At 64.2% G+C, this 16,738-nt stretch carries 22 protein-coding genes; 13 read left to right on the forward strand and 9 right to left on the reverse strand.

The window, feature by feature from the left end; translation table 11 throughout:
- The first annotated feature begins 62 nt into the window (after window positions 1-62).
- Window positions 63-1,046, forward strand: a complete 984-nt coding sequence (locus LB558_RS10415) for a threonine/serine dehydratase (protein WP_224697478.1) — start codon at window positions 63-65, stop codon at window positions 1,044-1,046.
- A 97-nt stretch (window positions 1,047-1,143) separates the two neighbouring features.
- On the forward strand, window positions 1,144-1,743 hold the full coding sequence (locus LB558_RS10420) for a DNA-3-methyladenine glycosylase (RefSeq protein WP_224697479.1): 600 nt from the start codon (window positions 1,144-1,146) through the stop codon (window positions 1,741-1,743).
- 268 nt (window positions 1,744-2,011) lie between these two features.
- Here LB558_RS10420 and LB558_RS10425 read toward each other — a convergent pair whose 3' ends face one another.
- Genes LB558_RS10425 through LB558_RS10440 form a run of 4 tightly spaced genes read right to left on the reverse strand, consistent with a single transcriptional unit; the run spans window position 2,012 to window position 5,716 of the window.
- Window positions 2,012-3,148, reverse strand: coding sequence for an ABC transporter permease (locus tag LB558_RS10425; protein WP_224697480.1), 1,137 nt, complete (start codon window positions 3,146-3,148; stop codon window positions 2,012-2,014).
- Window positions 3,145-4,065 carry an ABC transporter ATP-binding protein gene (locus LB558_RS10430; protein ID WP_224697481.1) on the reverse strand — a complete coding sequence of 307 codons (921 nt, stop codon included), beginning with the start codon at window positions 4,063-4,065 and terminating at the stop codon, window positions 3,145-3,147. The genes LB558_RS10425 and LB558_RS10430 overlap by 4 nt, the downstream gene beginning before the upstream one ends.
- On the reverse strand, window positions 4,062-5,015 hold the full coding sequence (locus tag LB558_RS10435; protein ID WP_224697482.1) for an HlyD family secretion protein: 954 nt from the start codon (window positions 5,013-5,015) through the stop codon (window positions 4,062-4,064). Before LB558_RS10435 ends, LB558_RS10430 begins: the two co-directional genes overlap by 4 nt.
- Window positions 5,012-5,716 carry a CerR family C-terminal domain-containing protein gene (locus LB558_RS10440; RefSeq protein WP_224697483.1) on the reverse strand — a complete coding sequence of 235 codons (705 nt, stop codon included), beginning with the start codon at window positions 5,714-5,716 and terminating at the stop codon, window positions 5,012-5,014. The genes LB558_RS10435 and LB558_RS10440 overlap by 4 nt, the downstream gene beginning before the upstream one ends.
- Window positions 5,717-5,820: 104 nt before the next feature.
- On the opposite strand from LB558_RS10440, the gene LB558_RS10445 reads away from it, so the two are divergent.
- The 3 genes from LB558_RS10445 to LB558_RS10455 all read left to right on the forward strand — a co-directional run bounded on the left by LB558_RS10445 (window position 5,821) and on the right by LB558_RS10455 (window position 8,119).
- A complete protein-coding gene (locus tag LB558_RS10445; RefSeq protein WP_224697484.1) occupies window positions 5,821-6,294 on the forward strand; it encodes a CYTH domain-containing protein in 474 nt (157 codons plus the stop codon).
- Window positions 6,291-7,223: a CHAD domain-containing protein gene (locus LB558_RS10450; protein ID WP_224697485.1), complete on the forward strand. Its 933-nt coding sequence runs from the start codon at window positions 6,291-6,293 to the stop codon at window positions 7,221-7,223. The genes LB558_RS10445 and LB558_RS10450 overlap by 4 nt, the downstream gene beginning before the upstream one ends.
- Before the next feature lie 89 nt (window positions 7,224-7,312).
- Window positions 7,313-8,119, forward strand: a complete 807-nt coding sequence (locus tag LB558_RS10455; protein ID WP_224697486.1) for a YiiX/YebB-like N1pC/P60 family cysteine hydrolase — start codon at window positions 7,313-7,315, stop codon at window positions 8,117-8,119.
- Window positions 8,120-8,173: 54 nt separating this feature from the next.
- Here LB558_RS10455 and LB558_RS10460 read toward each other — a convergent pair whose 3' ends face one another.
- The gene (locus LB558_RS10460) at window positions 8,174-9,175 is read right to left on the reverse strand and encodes a helix-turn-helix transcriptional regulator (RefSeq protein WP_224697487.1); all 1,002 of its coding nucleotides are present in this window, start codon (window positions 9,173-9,175) and stop codon (window positions 8,174-8,176) included.
- A gap of 146 nt (window positions 9,176-9,321) precedes the next feature.
- Between LB558_RS10460 and LB558_RS10465 the strand changes: the two genes are divergently transcribed.
- The 4 genes from LB558_RS10465 to LB558_RS10480 are packed head-to-tail and all read left to right on the forward strand — an operon-like array spanning window position 9,322 to window position 10,593.
- Window positions 9,322-9,465, forward strand: coding sequence for a hypothetical protein (locus LB558_RS10465; protein WP_224697488.1), 144 nt, complete (start codon window positions 9,322-9,324; stop codon window positions 9,463-9,465).
- An 11-nt stretch (window positions 9,466-9,476) separates the two neighbouring features.
- Window positions 9,477-9,821: a hypothetical protein gene (locus LB558_RS10470; protein ID WP_224697489.1), complete on the forward strand. Its 345-nt coding sequence runs from the start codon at window positions 9,477-9,479 to the stop codon at window positions 9,819-9,821.
- The gene (locus LB558_RS10475) at window positions 9,814-10,332 is read left to right on the forward strand and encodes a hypothetical protein (protein ID WP_224697490.1); all 519 of its coding nucleotides are present in this window, start codon (window positions 9,814-9,816) and stop codon (window positions 10,330-10,332) included. The genes LB558_RS10470 and LB558_RS10475 overlap by 8 nt, the downstream gene beginning before the upstream one ends.
- A 3-nt stretch (window positions 10,333-10,335) precedes the next feature.
- Window positions 10,336-10,593: a hypothetical protein gene (locus LB558_RS10480; RefSeq protein ID WP_224697491.1), complete on the forward strand. Its 258-nt coding sequence runs from the start codon at window positions 10,336-10,338 to the stop codon at window positions 10,591-10,593.
- Window positions 10,594-10,614: 21 nt separating this feature from the next.
- On the opposite strand, the gene LB558_RS10485 is transcribed toward LB558_RS10480, so the two are convergent.
- Window positions 10,615-11,421, reverse strand: coding sequence for a helix-turn-helix domain-containing protein (locus LB558_RS10485; protein WP_224697492.1), 807 nt, complete (start codon window positions 11,419-11,421; stop codon window positions 10,615-10,617).
- 113 nt (window positions 11,422-11,534) lie between these two features.
- Here LB558_RS10485 and LB558_RS10490 point away from each other — a divergent pair, with 113 nt between their 5' ends.
- Window positions 11,535-12,395 (forward strand): SMP-30/gluconolactonase/LRE family protein, encoded by an 861-nt coding sequence (locus LB558_RS10490; RefSeq protein WP_224697493.1) that lies wholly within the window; start codon window positions 11,535-11,537, stop codon window positions 12,393-12,395.
- A 131-nt stretch (window positions 12,396-12,526) separates the two neighbouring features.
- On the opposite strand, the gene LB558_RS10495 is transcribed toward LB558_RS10490, so the two are convergent.
- On the reverse strand, window positions 12,527-12,808 hold the full coding sequence (locus LB558_RS10495; RefSeq protein ID WP_127261235.1) for a hypothetical protein: 282 nt from the start codon (window positions 12,806-12,808) through the stop codon (window positions 12,527-12,529).
- 152 nt (window positions 12,809-12,960) lie between these two features.
- On the opposite strand from LB558_RS10495, the gene LB558_RS33045 reads away from it, so the two are divergent.
- On the forward strand, window positions 12,961-13,320 hold the full coding sequence (locus LB558_RS33045) for an aminopeptidase (protein WP_318011628.1): 360 nt from the start codon (window positions 12,961-12,963) through the stop codon (window positions 13,318-13,320).
- A 91-nt stretch (window positions 13,321-13,411) separates the two neighbouring features.
- Here the strand turns inward: LB558_RS33045 and LB558_RS10505 are convergent, their stop codons facing one another.
- Both LB558_RS10505 and LB558_RS10510 read right to left on the reverse strand, forming a co-directional pair.
- Window positions 13,412-14,131 (reverse strand): phosphatase PAP2 family protein, encoded by a 720-nt coding sequence (locus tag LB558_RS10505; RefSeq protein ID WP_224697494.1) that lies wholly within the window; start codon window positions 14,129-14,131, stop codon window positions 13,412-13,414.
- A gap of 14 nt (window positions 14,132-14,145) precedes the next feature.
- A complete protein-coding gene (locus LB558_RS10510) occupies window positions 14,146-14,487 on the reverse strand; it encodes a hypothetical protein (RefSeq protein WP_013528672.1) in 342 nt (113 codons plus the stop codon).
- Between the two features lie 168 nt (window positions 14,488-14,655).
- Between LB558_RS10510 and LB558_RS10515 the strand changes: the two genes are divergently transcribed.
- On the forward strand, window positions 14,656-16,050 hold the full coding sequence (locus tag LB558_RS10515; RefSeq protein ID WP_224697495.1) for a sensor histidine kinase: 1,395 nt from the start codon (window positions 14,656-14,658) through the stop codon (window positions 16,048-16,050).
- Window positions 16,047-16,706 (forward strand): response regulator, encoded by a 660-nt coding sequence (locus LB558_RS10520; protein WP_224697496.1) that lies wholly within the window; start codon window positions 16,047-16,049, stop codon window positions 16,704-16,706. The genes LB558_RS10515 and LB558_RS10520 overlap by 4 nt, the downstream gene beginning before the upstream one ends.
- The last annotated feature ends 32 nt before the right edge of the window (window positions 16,707-16,738 follow it).

The following is a 16,738-nucleotide window of genomic DNA, read 5'->3' on the forward strand; positions in this document are numbered from 1 at the left end:
TCATTGGTGCGCCACATCTGTTTGCAGGCATCATGGAGAGACCTCTGTCCACTGGACCTCACATGACCGACACCACCCCTCCCGGCATCGCCGACATCCACGCCGCCGCCGCGCGTCTCTTCGGCCTGATCGTTGAAACCCCCTTGATCGAATCGCAGGAGCTGAACAAGCGCTTCGGCGGCCGCATCCTGTTCAAGCCGGAGACGCTGCAGCGCACCGGCTCGTTCAAGTTCCGTGGCGCCTACAACAAGCTGTCGTCGCTCAGCGAGGAGGAGCGCCGCCGAGGCGTCGTCGCCTTCTCGTCGGGCAATCATGCGCAGGGCGTCGCGGCGTCGGCGGCGATGTTCGGCGTCAAGGCGGTGATCGCCATGCCTTCAGACGCGCCGGCGATGAAGATCGCCAACGTCCGCAAGATGGGGGCGGAGGTGGTGCCGTTCGACCGCTTTCGCGACGACCGCATGACCGTGGTGCGGCCTTACATGGAAAGAGGCATGGTGCTGGTGCCGCCCTTCGACGACCCGGCCATCATTGCCGGCCAGGGCACTATCGGCCTCGAATTGATGCGCCAGGTAAAAGCGCTTGGCGTCGACCTCGACGCGGTTGTCGTTCCCTGCGGCGGCGGCGGCTTGTCGAGTGGCATTTCGGTAGCCGTCAAGGACGCCTCGCCGGACACCGCGGTCTGGGCTGTGGAGCCCGAGCATTTCGACGACACCCGCCGGTCGCTGGCCGCCGGCGCCAGGGTTTCGAACGAGCCCGGCCACAGCTCCATCTGCGACGCGCTGCTGACCGCCGAGCCCGGCCTGATCACCTTCGAGATCAACCGCAGGAACCTCACTGGGGCCATCGCCGTCTCGGACCAGGCGGCGGCGCAGGCGGTGCGCGACGCCATGGCCCATCTCAAGCTGGTGGTCGAGCCCGGCGGCTGCGTGGCGCTGGCGGCACTGTCATCGGGCGAGATCGACCTGTCGGGCAAATGCGTTGCCGTGGTGCTGTCCGGCGGCAATGTCGATTTCGGCACGTATGCCGGGATCATGGAGGCTGCTTGAGACGGCGATGTCCATGGGGATCTGATATGGAGTATCTGGCGACAGGCGCCGCCTTGGATCACTCCTCGCCCGCCGCCAAATCGTCGCCGCGCTGAGCATGGTCCTCTACCGCCCGTTCACGCGTTCCGAGCTGCCTGACGATACAGCATCCCTTGCCCGCACCCTCATCGGCAAGATCGTGGTGCGCGAACTGCCCGAAGGCATCGCCAGCGGCCGCATCGTCGAGACAGAGGCCTACGTCGTCGGCGATGCCGCCGGGCACGGCTACCGGGGCCAGACGCCGCGCAACCGTTCGCTGTTTCTCGGTGCTGGGCACGCCTATGTCTATCTCGCCTACGGCATCTCCTACATGCTCAATGTCTCGAGCGAGATGCCGGGGGTCGGAACCGGCGTGCTGATCAGAGCGCTCGAGCCGCTCGAAGGCATTGCGATCATGCGGCTCAATCGCGGCATCGAGCGCTTGCGCGACCTGGCGCGGGGACCGGGAAGGCTGGCCCAGGCGTTGCGGATCGATCGTTCGCTCGACGGGCTCGATCTTTGCCGCAAAGGCCCGCTATGGCTGGCAACCGACGAGCATCAAACCGGCGACATCGCCCAAGGCATCCGGATCGGCATTACAAAGGATGCCGATCGCCCGCTGCGGTTTTACGTCAAGGGGAGCGCCTTCGTCAGCGGCCCGAAATCGCTCAACGGTTAGAGCAGTTCACCGTTTCACAGAAACGGCGACCCGCTCTACCTCCTTGTTTTACGCAATTCCGGACGGAAAACCGTTTCACAATTTTCCTGGAATTGCTCTCGTGGCAGTTACAAACCATGGAGATTGGCGAAGGCATTTCTCCCCGTCGTCATCCACGGGCGGAGCAAGGAGCTAAGCGACGCAGCGCAGACCCCTGGAGCTGCTCCGCAGCCCAAGGGATGACGACGCCGCAAAGGCTGGTACCAAGACTGTGGAGGTCGTGCGGCGTCTAATCCAGCGTCCGCCTGAACCGCACCAATGCTACGCCGGCAAACAAAGCCACGAACACCACCAGCCAGCCGATCTCCGTTGCCACCGCTGGCAATTGCGCGCCCTTCAGCATCACCGCGCGGGTGATGCGCAGGAAATGTGTCAGCGGGAAGATCTCGCCGAAGATTTGTGCCCAGTCCGGCATGCCGCGATAGGGAAACATGAAACCCGACAGCATGATCGACGGCAGGAAGAAGAAGAAGGTCAGCTGGAGCGCCTGCATCTGCGTGCGGGCGATGGTCGAAATCGTATAGCCGAGCAGCACCAGCGCCAGCACGAAGATCAGCACGGCGGTCAGGAGCAACGACATCGATCCGGTGAAGGGGATTGCGAACAGAAGCTTCGCCGCCGCCAGCACCACCACCACCTGCACGCCGCCGACCGCCAGATAGGGCAGCACCTTGCCCATCATGATCTCAAGCGGGCTGGACGGCATCGCCAGAAGGTTTTCCATCGTGCCGCGTTCGGTCTCGCGCGTCAGCGCGATCGAGGTCATCATCACCATCGTCATCTGCAGGATGACGCCGAGCAGGCCGGGCACGATGTTGTATTGCGAGATGCCTTCGGGATTATAGCGCCGGTGTACGACGACATCGAGCTGACCCTTGGCGGTCTCGGCGGCGGCTTCCTGCGTGCCTTGCGCCCTCAGCAGCGCCTGGCTGGCGACGGTGCCGAGCGTCGAGATGGCGCCGCTGGCCACCGCCGGGTCGGTGGCGTCGGCCTCGATGAGTATCTGCGGATTGTTGCCGCTCTCCACCCTCCTGGCGAAATCGGCGGGGATGGTGACGACGAAGGCGACGTCGCCGCGCGATATCAGGAACTCGGCCTCGGCGGCACTTTGCGCGACATGGTCGAAACGATAGTAGCCGGTGGTCTGCAGCGCCGCGACAATGGCGCGCGTGTAGGGATCGTTGCTCGTCGCCACGAGTGCTGCCGGCAGGCTTTTCGGGTCGTTGTTGATGGCGTAGCCGAACAGCACCAACTGTATCAGCGGCACGCCCAGCATCATGGCGAAGGTGATGCGGTCGCGCCGCATCTGGATGAATTCCTTGATCAGCAGGGCGCCAAGCCGGGCGAAGGAAAAGACGCTGTTCATGCCATGTTGTCCTTCGAGCCGGACATGAACTGGATGAAAACGTCCTCGAGGCTGGTTTCGCCGGGCGAAACTTTCACGCCCTTGTGCTCTCTCTCGACATCGGCGAGTGCGGCTTCGAGCTTCTTTTTGTCGGAACCGACGACATGCAGCGTCGCGCCGAACGGCGCCACCTGGTCGACGCCGGGGCGGCCCTGCAGCGCTTCGGCGACCTGATCGAGCCGTGGACCTTGCAGCACAAACGTGGTCAGCCCGGCATTTTTCACCACTTCGGCGACGGTGCCGGTGGCCAGCATCTTGCCGTAGGAAATATAACTGATGCGATGGCAGCGCTCGGCCTCGTCCATGTAGTGGGTGGAGACCAGCACGGTCAGCCCGCCGCTGGCGAGGCGATGGATCTCGTCCCAGAACTCGCGCCGCGCCTTCGGGTCGACGCCGGCCGTAGGCTCGTCGAGCAGCAGCAGCTTCGGCTTGTGCATGATGCAGGCGGCCAGCGCCAGCCGCTGCTTCCAGCCGCCCGACAAGGTGCCGGCGAGCTGGTTGCGGCGCGACGTCAGGCCGAGGTCCTCCAGCGTGCGCGCGACATGCTCCTCGACCGGCTTCAGCCGGTAGAGCCGCGCCACGAATTCGAGATTCTCGCCGATCGTCAGATCCTCGTAGAACGAGAATTTCTGCGTCATGTAGCCGACTTCGCGCTTGATGCGCAGGCTGTCGGTGCGGATGTTGAAGCCGAGCACCGTGCCTTCGCCTTCGTCCGGCGTCAGCAGGCCGCACATGATGCGGATGGTGGTGGTCTTGCCTGAACCGTTGGGGCCGAGAAAGCCGACGATCTCGCCCTCGGCGACAGACATCGTCACATGGTCGACGACGGTCTTGTCGCCAAAACGCTTGACCAGGCCGTGGACGTCGATGGCGTTCATCTTGCGTTGTCCGCCAGATCGACATCGACGATCTGGCCCGGTTGCAGCGGGCCGGCATCGCCCTCCGGCCGCGCCTCGACCAGGTAAACCAGCTTCTGCCGGTTCTCGAGCGAATAGATCACCGGCGGGGTGAATTCCGGATCCGGCGAGACGTAGCTGACGCGCGCCTTCACATCCGGGCCGCAGCCGTCGCAATGGACGCCGAGCAAGGTGCCGACCTTGACCGAGGAGAAGGCGGCTTCGGGTATATAGACGCTGAGCTTCACCGCACCGTCGGGCAGGATCGAAATGACCGGTGCGGTCGGGCCAGCCGTGTCGCCCGGATTGCGGATGACATCGTTGACGCGGCCGGGCGAAGGCGCTGCCAGCACGCGCTTCGACAGCCGCCATTGCGCCTGCTCCAGGGCCGCCTGCGCCTGCTTGACCTGGTTGTCGGCGGCCTTGATCGTCTCAGGCCGCGCCGGCAGGCCGCCGACGGCGAGATTGGCATTGGCCTGACCGACCTGCGCATTGGCCGTTTCGAGCGTGGCCGACGCGGTGTCGAAATCCGCTTGCGTGCCGGCACCGCGCTTGAACAGATCGGCGGCGCGGTCGTATTTGCGCTTGGCGTCGGCGGCCTGGGCGCTGGCCATATCGACCTCGGCCCTCAGCACCGCGATCTCTTCCGGCCGCTTGCCGATCTGCAGGTCGGCCAGTTGCGCCTGCGCCTGGGCAAGGCCGGCCTGCGCCTGCGCCACGGCGATCTTGGCATCGGCGCTCTCCAGCGTCACAACGGTGGTGCCGGGCGTGACACGGTCGCCGCGTTTGACGGTCACGGTCTCGACCTGCGCCACCTCGATCGGCGCCAGGAGCACGTAGTCGCCTTCGACATAGCCGACGGCCAGCGGTGCCGCCGGGGCACAGGCCGAGAAGAGCTGTGCGGCGAGCGGCAGCGAACACAGAAAGCTCATGGTCTTTGCCCCTTTGTCTTTGCCCCTTTTCTGGCGGCCAATATGGCCTTGAGATTGCCCGAAGTGACCGCCACCACCTTGGCGGCCTCCGCTGCACCGATATCGGGCCAGCCCATGCGGCGCATCACCGCCTCGCGGCCGATGCGGAAATAGATGACCTGGCCGATCAGCGTGAACACGGTCAGCCTTGTGGCCTCGCTTTCGGCGGGCTCGCCGGTTGCCTGTTCCCAGAGCTGGCACAGCCGGCGATGGCTCGGCTCGAAGACGCCGTCATAGATACGATCGAGGGCCGCCGTTGGATGGGAAAGTTCGCGCAGGATGAACTGCACGATCTCGCCGGCCTGCGGACTGGCCACGACAAAGCCGACCATTCGCTCCAGCGCCGCGAAGAGCTGCGCCTGCGCTGCCTCAGGTCCGACCGGCGCGGGCGCCTCCGCATTGCCGAGCGCCGGGCCGGCGACCGTCTGGATGGTTTCGACGATAAAGTCGGCGGCGGCCGTGCGAAGACCCTCCTTGCCGCCGAAGTGATAGGCGATCGAGCCGATATTGGCTTGCGCCTCGGCGGCGATCTCGCGCGTTGAGGTGCCGTCGAAGCCCTGCCTTCCGAACAGCTTCAGTGCCGCCTGGACAAGGGCGGCGCGCGTCATCTCGGCGGGAGATGCTTCGCGGCGAAGGTTTTTGGCATCGGGCTGCTTGATCATCTCGTGACTTTAATCAATCGATTGATTAAAGTCAATTCACGAACGTCGATCCGTGTATGTCACCGTCTTGCCATGGGGAGCGGCAACCGCTTTAGTGCGCGGCCATGGGCAAGGAAGTCGAACGAAAATTCCTGGTCACCAGCACCGCATGGCGGGAGCTGGCCGAGGCGGATATCCGCATCCTGCAGTTCTACCTCGCCGCCGGCCCCGGGCGCACGGTGCGCATCCGCATCAGCGATGGCACTTCCGCCAAGCTGACGCTCAAATTCGGCAGCAAGGCGCGCGAGCGCGACGAATTCGAGTACCCGATCCCGTTGGCGGAGGCGGTGGAGATGCTGGATTTCGCCATCGGACGTGTCATCGAGAAGACACGTCACCATGTTAGGCACCGTGGCTATCTCTACGAAGTCGATGTCTTTGGCGGTGCGCTTGCGGGACTGGTGATCGCCGAACTTGAGACGCCGGAGGACGTGCCGGACGAAATGCTGCCTGAATGGCTCGGCCGTGAAGTCACCGGCGAGTCAAAATTCTACAACGCGTCGCTCGCCCTCGGGGGGATACCGGAGATCGCCGCATGAGCTTTCGCATCGATCCGCGCCTGCCGCTGACCGGCGAGGTCAGGCGTATCCTTGCCGAGGAAATCGGCAAGGCATTGGCCCATCTTGACGCCGCAAGCAGCCGTCCGGAGCAGGCGCTGCACAAATGCCGCAAGCGGTTGAAGAGCGCGCGCGCCTTGCTGTCCCTTGTTCGTTCCGGTGACGAAACATTCTGCGAGACCGAAAATCAGTGCTATCGCAACGTGGCGGGCCTGCTTGCCGGGCCGCGCGAGGCGACAGCGCTGATCGAAACCATCGACCGGCTGGCGGCAAGCTTTCCCAAGGAGAGCGCCGACGATGGGCTTACCGCTGCGCGCGACAGGCTGATCGCGCGCCAGCATGAATTGCACGAAGGCAGCGGGCTCGAAGCGGCGATCGGTGCTGCGACCGCCGCCTGCGAGGAGGGCCTGCACCGCATCGACACGCTGGCCTTGCCCGACCAGCCGGAACAGGCGGCCGACGTGCTTGCCGAAGGCGCCCGCGTCACGCTGCGCCGTGCCAGGAAGGCGCTGGACAAGGCCGGATCGCGCGGCGAGGCCAATGATTTCCACGATTTGCGCAAGGCAGCCAAGACGCACGGCATGCATCTGTCGCTGCTCGGCAGGCTGTGGCCGACGCCGATCAAGGCCCGGCGCAAGGCGGTCGACGAACTGGGCGAGCGGCTGGGCGACCTGCACGATATACTGGTGATGCGCGCCCTGCTCGAGGCCGACGACCAGCCGCTCGGGCCGCCAGAGGACACGAAGCTTCTGGCCAAGCTGTTGAAACGGTCGGAGAAGCAGCTGAAGAAGAGCTGCCTGGCCGAGGCGGCCGAGCTGTTCGGCGACAGTCCCAAACGCTCGACACGCAAACTGGCCCGCAAGGCGCGCAACGATCTGGCTGCGCCGCCGGAAGAGGCCACGGCATCGTAGGCTGACTTGGCGCTTTTCCTCTCGGTCCGGAGGGGGAGGAAAGGCGTACGCTAGCCCTCGTCACCCGCCCATGCTAATCGCCATGGAGCATGACCGAGCCCGGCGACACGCTTCTGGATCGACTTGGCCGCTGGCTTGCCGGCCGGCTGCAGGAAGAATCGTCCGGCTACGAGCCCTACACACCGTCCGATGCCGAAACGCTGCGCCGCACGCTTGAGCCCGGCGACATCCTGCTGATCGAGGGCAACCAGAAAATCTCGGCGGCGATCAAGTACCTGACCCAGTCGACCTGGTCGCATGCGGCCTTCTATGTCGGCGATGCCTTGCCCGCGCCGGCAGACGGCTCAGAGCGGCCGCGCCTGATCGAGGTCACGATCGGCGAAGGCTGCGTCGCCGTGCCATTGTCGCGCTACCGCACCTACAACACCCGCATCTGCCGAGCAAACGGACTGGCGCCGGAGGATCGCGACAAGGTCGTCGCCTTCATGATCGGCAAGCTCGGCCTGAAATACGACCTCAAGAACATTTTGGACATGCTGCGTTTTTTCTTCCCGACGCCGCCGGTGCCGGTGCGCTGGCGGCGCCGCATGCTGGCCTTCGGCTCCGGCGACCCGACACGGGCGATCTGCTCGACACTGATCGCAGAGGCCTATGGCCAGATCCGCTATCCGATCCTGCCCGAGATCACCCGTGCGCCCGGCCGCGCTTCGGCGCAGTCTAATTATTCGCGCAAGGAAATCCTGCACATCCGCCACCACTCGCTGTACACGCCGCGCGATTTCGACCTGTCGCCCTATTTCCGCATCGTCAAGCCGACGCTGGAATATGGTTTCGACTACCGGGCGGTGACCTGGGACGACAAGCTTGCCGATCCCGGGGCGAAGGCGGCCGAATAAACGCGATCAAATGAGTCCGCCGCGTGCAGGGGAGTGCTGGCCGGCGGCCGGACGTCAGTGCTTGCAAGCCGCGGCCCGCACGTCCGAGGGTGTGGCATCATAACGGCGGCGGAACGCCCGGTTGAAATAGGAAAGGTCGTTGAAGCCGGCCTCGTAGGCGATCGCGGTGATGCTGCGTCCGGCATGGCGCGGATCGCCGAGCATGCGATGGGCGCGCGCCAGCCGCTGGGTCATCATGAAATCAATCAAGGATGTGCCATCGCTCTCGAACAGCTTGCGGACGTAGCGGGCCGACAGTCCGTGGCGGGCGGCGACGTCCTGCGCCGACAGGTCGACATGGCCGCCATGCGCGACGATATCGGCCTTGATGGCGCGCAAGCGGGCAACGCTGACGCCGCGGCCGCGCGATATCTGGGCCGCATCCCTGGTCGCGCCCATGGCGAGTGCGGCAAGGTCGAAGACATGCGTCGCCGCAAGGTGGCAGGCCTCCGCGGTCAACTCGTCTCCGACCTCCTGGATCGAGCTGATATAGTCGAGCAACAGCCGCATGGCCCCGCTCTGGGTCGGCAAGGGCCGCATAAGAACCGCGGCCGGATCGCCGATCAGAGGCGAAAGCTGCTTGCGCGAAAAACTCAGATTGACGAAGCGGAACCCGCCGGCGCCAATCAGGTTGAGGCCAACCTCTTCACCGCTCATCATCAGTGCCTGGCCGTTGCCGACCGCCTCCTCGCGGCCGCGATGCTTCATCACACTGCCCCCGTCGAGGGCCGCCAGAAGAACGAAGTCGTCGTTGTCGATCAGCGACGACGTGTGATGCACCCGGAATTCCGATGAGCTGCCGGTGGCGATGCCGAGGCCCGGCAACGCGCGCACCCGCATGTCGATCTGCGCCGGCGCCAGCGGATCAAGGTCCACCCTCAGAACCGTGCGGCCGTAAACCTCGCGCGTGATCTCGACGCGATCCCGCTCCGGAAACATCTCCGTCGCCAGCCTGAACGAAGCTGACGGCCCCATCGTCGCAGTCATCGACACCCCCATGCCCAAGAGGGCGGTCATATGCGCTGCGGCCTGCAAAACGTCAATCCCGGGCCGTTTTGGCCGCTTTCAGTGCCGTTCTGTCCAAGCTGACCCCCTTCGATGCCCCTAGTTTGCGGCGCGATTCCAAAACCGGAACCGCGTTGGCGGCAATCCAAGGGGGCACGATGTTTCATTTGCAACTGTTCAAGACGCTGTCGGCACTGGCCGCGGCGGGCTTCAATCCACGCGTCTATCTGCTGTCGATCGCCTTGGGCAACACGGTGACCGATCATCGCGAGGCCAAGCTGCCGCCGCGCGCTGCCCGATGATGAGCAGCACCATGAAAAAGAGCATTTTCCTGGCCCTGACCATTGCCCTGGCGGGCTGCCAAACGGGCCAGGTCGACGACAACCCGAGATCGATCGCGAGTGCGGCCGGCAGCAAGAAGGCCCAGAACGAACCGACGACGGAAACGGCTTGCGCCGATGCCGCCAAGAAGGCGGCGAAGGCGCAGACCAATGCAGCTCTGCTCGGCGGTGTCCTGTCGATGGCGGGGGGTCTTGGCGGTCTGGCTGGCAATGGTGGGGTCATTGCCGGCCAGGCCGCCTCGATCGGCGGCTCGGTTCTGCAGTCCCAGGCGACGAGCAGTGCCCGGGCCGGCATTGCGGAGGATTGTTATGGCTGAGCGGCGTTTCGCAGCCATGCGCCGGCTGGCCGGCGCGCTCGCACTTGCCGGCATGATCTTCGACAGCCCGCAGGCCTTGGCGCTGACAGCGCGGGATGCGTCGGCGGTCGTCGGCCTGATCGAGGCCTTGCAGCCCGAATTCGGTCAGTTCGCCTATGACGAGGAGATCGCCGCCGACTGGTATGAGCGCGATGCCGCGGACAAGGGCCTGATCGGCACAGCCGGTTTCACCGCCGACAGCTGGAAGATCGCGCTTGGCGAGACCATGCGCGGGTTCCTGGCGACGATGCCGGTCGCAGAACTCGATGCCATTTTCGCCAAGCTCAGGAATGCCATATCCGGCATGAGGGAGCTGACCGACGCACAGAAGACAGAGACCATCGCCGCCATCGACGAAGAGGTCGAAGGATTGATGGCTTTGCGGGCCGAGGGCGACCCCTTCGCCGATGTCGTCAGGCCGCTGACGCCAAAAATCCGCAGCCTCATCCTCGGCCCGGTAATGGGGCGATAGGATGTGGGCCAACAGGCAACGGGTGGCGGGAAAAGCAACTCCGAGGGGAGCCTCGGGGCCGACATCGCGGCATTTTCCAGCCACAGCGCGGGGCAGGCGGGGCAGCCCGATCGCAATGCTTATCTGCCTGCTGGCGTCCAGCTGCAGCCAGACGGCCGCCCGCCGATCACGCCAGACCAGTATGCGCAATTGGCGAAGCCGGCGGTCGGCACCGCCAGGGCCGTGCGCGGCAAGCTCAGCCGCCAGATGCAATCGTGCTGAGGCGATTGGCTTGGTGTCTGCTCAGACCGGCAGCGACAGCCGGCCTTTTGCAGTCAGGGCGCTTTGGCTGTCGGCCCTTGCACTGGCATCGCGCGGATGCGGCCCGATCGGCATGATCGCCGGAAATGGCGTTGCACCGAAGGCAAACGTCCATTTGTAGCCAACCAGCCCATCCTCCGGCGTGGTGTGCTGGTCGTGATGGGCCAGCAGTTTGGCGCGGTCGGCGAGATCCTCCGCCTCGCGCCGCACCATCTCCGCCGTCTCCGGCCGCATCCGCCTCGAGAAGCTGACGAAGGTCGCTTCGTTGTCGATATGGGTGATCGCCCAGCCGATGAAATTCTTGTTGGTCATTTCGAACAGCGGCCTTAGCGGCCCTTCAAAATTCCACTGGATCGGCGTCTCGACCAGCACTCTCGCAGTCAGACCCCGGCCGAGCGCGACCAGGCCCAGCTCCTCAAGATCGCGCAGATAGAGGAACATCGAGGCTTCGCTCAGGCCTTGCGAGCGCATGATGCCTTCGGGCGTGAATTTTTCCGACAGCATGACGAAGATGAACAGCAAGGCCGGCCGGCCGGCGAGCTTGCGCTCGATCTCGGGCGCGATGTGGTTGACCGGCCCTGGCCCCCGGTTCATCGAGCCGAGCACGTTCTCCAGCTCGACACCGGCGGCCGCGCAGATCTCCACCAGCCGGTCGAGCTTGCAGTTGCGCTCGTGGAAGATGCGCTTCACCGTCGGCTCGGAAACGCCCATGCGTTCGGCGAGCTCGCGATAGGTGACGCCCTTCGCCTTCAGCGTCCGCTTCAGCGCCTCGAAGATAAGACCGTTCATCGGATACACCTCTTGCCGGCAGTTTGGTATCGACTTTCGATACTAGCGCTAATCAGCCTTTCGGAAAAGTATCGAAAATCATAGCTCTGCCGCGTCATCACAGGAGAGCAGCCATGAACACCCTCGTCACCTCAGCCTTTCTCGCCGTCATCGGCAGCGCGTCGGTGCCTGCCGCCCAGGCCGGCGAACTCTGGCGCACCGCTGGCCTCGAACAGCCGGAATCGGCGCTGTTCGACGCCGCCAACAACCGCATCATCGTCTCCAACATATCAGGCAATCCCGGCGAGGCCGACGGCAACGGCTATCTCTCCGTGCTGTCCGTTGACGGCAAGACGATCACCCAACACTGGGCCGACGGCATGGATGCACCCAAGGGCATGGCGATAGCGGGCGGCAAGCTCTATATCGCCGACATCACGAAAGTCCGCGTCGTCGACCTTGCCAGCGGCAAGCTCGTCGCCAGCATCGCGGTGCCGAACGCGGTCTTCCTCAACGACATGACATCGGACCCATCCGGCAAGGTCTACGTCACGGATATGCTGGCCGACGCCATCTATCGCATCGACGGCGACCGGCCGGAGCTGTTCGTCAGAGATCCGATGCTGGCGTCGCCGAACGGCGTCTTCGCCGATGGCAACAGGCTGATCGTCGCCTCTTGGGGCAAGGGCATCAAGCCCGACTTCAGCACGGCGGAGCCGGGCAGCCTGCTGTCGGTCGACCTTTCAAGCAAGGTGGTTTCACCCTTGCCGGGCGCCCAGAAATTCGCCGACCTCGACGGCGTCATTGCCATCGGCGACACCATCTACGCCACCGCCTACATGACCGGCACGCTCTACCGCTATCATGCCGGCGGCGTGCCGGAAGCGGTGGCGCATTTCAAGCCGGGCAGCGCCGACATCGGCACGGACGGCAAGTCGATCCTCTATGTGCCGCGAATGAACGAGAGCGAAGTGGCGGCCATGAAGCTCGATTGAGAGATGTAACCGGTGGCCTGGAGGCGAGCCACAAAACCTTCACCAGCAGTCGTGAGGCGGACCGTCATTCCTCGGCGAGGACCGCCGACCCGCATTGTGGGAAGTTAGGCGACGCCTCCGGGTTGGTGCCTCTACGTCCCCTTCACGATCCTCGGCTTAATCGGTCGACGGGATTGAGGCTCGCTCTCTAGGGCCAACCGTTTCTCGTCTTCGATGGCGCGATCGACCGCCTCGATTTCCTCTTGGAGCACCTTCAGCTCGGCTCCGTAGCTGGAGCCGTCGCTGTCCCCGATCTGAAAGCCACTTGCCCGCATTGCGTCGCGAGTATGGTGGACGTTACGGACTCCTTCGCGTCGAGTGGCGACCAGGATTTCCCTGAACTCTCCAAGACGTTCAACGTGACTGCGAGCCATTTGAGTTCTCCTATTTCGTCGTCATCGTCGCTGACGGCGATTCAGCACGGCAAAAACCTACGGCGCAGAAGGTTTAAGCGGCTCTAAGAGATACGCTCGACAGAGCATGAATGCGGAAGCTCAAATTTGAACGTCCTGCATGGCCTGGCGCAATGGCCGCATTTGCCAATTCCGCAAAAATCGAAAGTCTGATCCACTGCCGAAACAACAGCTACCGCAGCTATGTCGACATCGGTCGGGACGCTGTGACCTGGGCCGTCTTTGCCGCGCCGCAATTCTCCCTGACGCCACGAACAGGGTGCTTTCCGGTTTCCGGCTGCGTTCCGTACCGGGGCTACTTTTCTCGGAGTACAGTCATGGTGATGTTTCAACCATCACAATGCATATATGAAACATGTCCCCTCTCGGGAAGCCGGGTGGCGGGGATCAAGACAGGCATGCTAGGCTGGTCATTACCGGGAAGATATCGACGCAGCCTTCCCTTTTCAGCATCGACCGGAGTGAGCAGTTGAAGATTTCCACGGCTTGGATGACATCGGCAGCCTTGCTGTCGGCGGTTTTGCTGTTGGCGGGTTGCGGGCACGGGTTGATCAACCGGCTGATCTAATCTCCAGTCTCGCTGTCGCCGTCCGGGCGCTGCCCGCGCCATCGCTGCCACACCCGGGCAGAGAGCCAGCAAAGCATCGCCCAGACAAAGCCGGCGCACCAGCCGGCCAGCACGTCCGACGGCCAGTGCACACCGAGATAGATGCGGCTGATGCCAACCAGCAGCGTCGTCAGCACCGCCAGCGACAGCACATAGATCTTCGTCGTCCGTCCCGGCAGGAAGCGTGCCGCCAGCGCGCCGAGCGTCAGATAGGTCACCGCCGACAGCATGGCGTGGCCGCTCGGAAAAGACAGCGTCGTTTCGTTGACGAGATGCGAGACGAGTTCGGGGCGCGGCCGGTCGATGCCGGCTTTCAGCAAGCTCGACAGCACCTGACCGCCGGCCACCGCCACGAAGATGAAAAGGGCGGTCGCCGGCCTGCGGATAAGCAGGAGATAGACGATTACCGCCGTCACGATCAGCACCAGCACGCTGCCGCTGCCAAGGCTTGTGATGTCGCGCATCGCCCCTTGCAGCCACAGCGGGCCGATTGGGCTGTCAGGGCGCCCCGCCTGGCGGAAGGCGAGCAGGATCTCGGTGTCGAAGGCGTGCGGCGTGGTGGCGCGCGCCATCTCCATCAGCTCCTCGAAGCCCCACAGGCCGGCGGCGATCGCCAGGCCGGCCAGCAGCACCGGGAATTCAACCCGGTTGAGCAGAGTGTTCGCGGCGTTCTTCATCGGCAATTCGCCTGTTACAGCCGGCCTTGCAGATAGGGTCCGAGCGTGATTAGCGCCACCGCGGCGATCGCCAGCATGATGCCGGTCGCCTGCAGCGCGTTGACGCGCTCGCCGAAGAAGACCAGTGCCACGACGTTCACCGACACCAGCTGGATGACGGCAGACAGGCTGAACGACACCGACATGCCGAATTCGCGGATCAGCCGCAGCATGATCAGATTGCCAAGCGAATAGAGTGCCAGCGTCAGCGCGATCTTGCCAAGGCTCGGCGCCAGGCCCCATTGCTTGGCGGCTGTCGCGGCCAGCAGGAAAATGACCGTCGAAAAGCCGAGCTGCAGCAATCCTGAAAAACTCAACGCTCCGTCCCCTCTCGAAGCGGCTCCAGCCGCGTGTGTCGCGGACGTTGTTTCCGAAGCGCGCCGGGACGTCAAGCGCTCTCCCAAACGAAGCTCTTGGCAATGGCATGAGGGAGGCTCAATGTGTGTAATCGCCCAGCCTGTCGATTGAAGGGCGGTCAGGGGTTCATGATTCGTATTCTTCAGAACTTGACGCGACGCTGGAGCGAACTCTCTCTTGCCCTGCAATTCGTCGTTGCCGGCGGCTTTGGCCTGCTGGCCGTCATGCTGGTGGTGGGCGCCTGGGTGACGGCGCAGATCAGGGACGGCGTCATCCGCAATTCGGCCGCCACGACGGCGCTCTATGTCGACAGCGTGATTGCGCCGCTGCTTCCCGACTTGCGCAAGGAGCAGGAACTCAGCGACTCCGTCAAGCAGGCGCTGGACGAGACGCTGGGCCAGGGCGCGCTCGGCAAGCGCCTCGAATCGTTCGTGCTCTGGCGCCGCGACGGGACGGTTCTCTACGCGAAGGAGACGGCCCTGATTGGCCGCCGCTTCGCTCCGAGCGACAATCTGCGTTCCGCCTTCGAAGGCAATGTCGTCGCTGAATTCAATACATTCGATGATGATGAACGCGAGCAAAAGGCTACCGGCTTGCCATTGCTGGAGATCTACAATCCCGTGCGCGAGCCCTGGTCGGGCGAGGTGGTGGCGGTCACCGAGTTCTATGAGATCGCCGACGATTTCCAGGCCACCCTGGCATCCGCTCTGTGGTCGAGCTGGCTGATCGTGGCCGGCGCGACCCTGGCAGCATTCCTGCTCCTGTCGGGCATCGTCCTGCGCGGCAGCCGCACCATCGACGACCAGCGTGGAGCGCTGCGCCGCCAGGTGTCGGAGCTGCAGGGTCTGGTGGCGCAAAACAGCGCCTTGCGACTGCGCGTGCAACGGGCCTCTCGCCGCGCCACCGCGCTCAACGAAAGATATCTGCGCCGCATCGGCGCCGACCTCCATGACGGCCCGGCCCAACTCGTGGCCCTGGCGGCACTGCGCATGGATAGTCCGATATTTTCCAGCGACGGCCATTCGGGCGAAAGCCGTTCGACCGAGGTCGCGATGATCCGCAAGACGCTGGAGGATGCGATGCGCGAAATACGCGGCATCTGCACCGGCCTTGTGCTGCCGCAGATCGAGACGGCTGCCGCAACCGACATTCTGCGGCTGGCCGTCAGGGAGCACGAGCAGAGGACGGGAACGTCGGTGACGCTGACGCTGGCCGGACAGTTGCCAGAACCGGGCGCTTCCGAGAAGATCTGCATCTATCGTTTCGTTCAGGAAGGGCTGAACAACGCCTATCGCCACGGGTTGGGCAAGGATCAAGCGGTGAGTGCCGGGATGAAAGGTGGCAGGCTTTTTGTCGAAGTGTCGGATGGTGGGCCGGGTTTCGATCCGGCGGCACGGGTCGAGGGCCTCGGGCTCGCCGGCCTCAGGGAGCGGGTTGAAAGCATTGGCGGACAGTTTGAAACCTTGACCGGGCCGCAAGGTACGCGTTTGGTGATCCGTCTGTCAGTCGAGGAGCAAGCATGACTGGGACCATTCGCATCGCCATTGTCGACGATCATCCCCTCTTTCGCGAAGGTGTGACGCGCAGCCTGTCGGAGATCGGAGGCTTCGAGATCGTTGGCGAGGGCGCCACGGCGCAGGATGCCGAACGCCTCGCCGCGACGGTGCGGCCCGACATCTTGCTGCTCGATATCTCCATGCCGGGCGGCGGGCTGACCGCGGTCGCAAGCATCCTAGCCAGCCATCCCGCCCAGAAGATCGTCATGCTGACCGTTTCGGAGGCCAATGCCGATGTGACCAAGGCGCTGAACGCAGGGGTGAATGGCTATGTCCTCAAAGGCGTCGGGTCACGCGGGCTCGCCGACATCCTGCGCAATGTCGCAGCCGGCGAAAGCTATCTCTCGCCGACACTGTCGGCCCGGCTGCTTTCGGATCTCCAGTCCCAGCAGCCGACCGACGGCATAGCGGAACGGCTGCGGCAGCTCACCGAGCGGCAGACGGAAATCCTGCGGCTGGTGGCGGAGGGGCTGAGCAACAAGGAAGTCGCCTTGCGGCTTGAGCTGCAGGAGAAGACCGTCAAGCATCACATGACAGGGGTGCTGTCGAAGCTCAATGTGCGAAACCGCACCGAAGCGGCCTTGATGATGCGTGAGTGGCGCGACCGCGACAGACCTTCCTAGTCTAGACGGAACACCACTTCACACTTTTCCTA

It is taken from the genome of Mesorhizobium sp. CO1-1-8 (genome assembly GCF_020164875.1).
GTDB lineage: Bacteria > Pseudomonadota > Alphaproteobacteria > Rhizobiales > Rhizobiaceae > Mesorhizobium.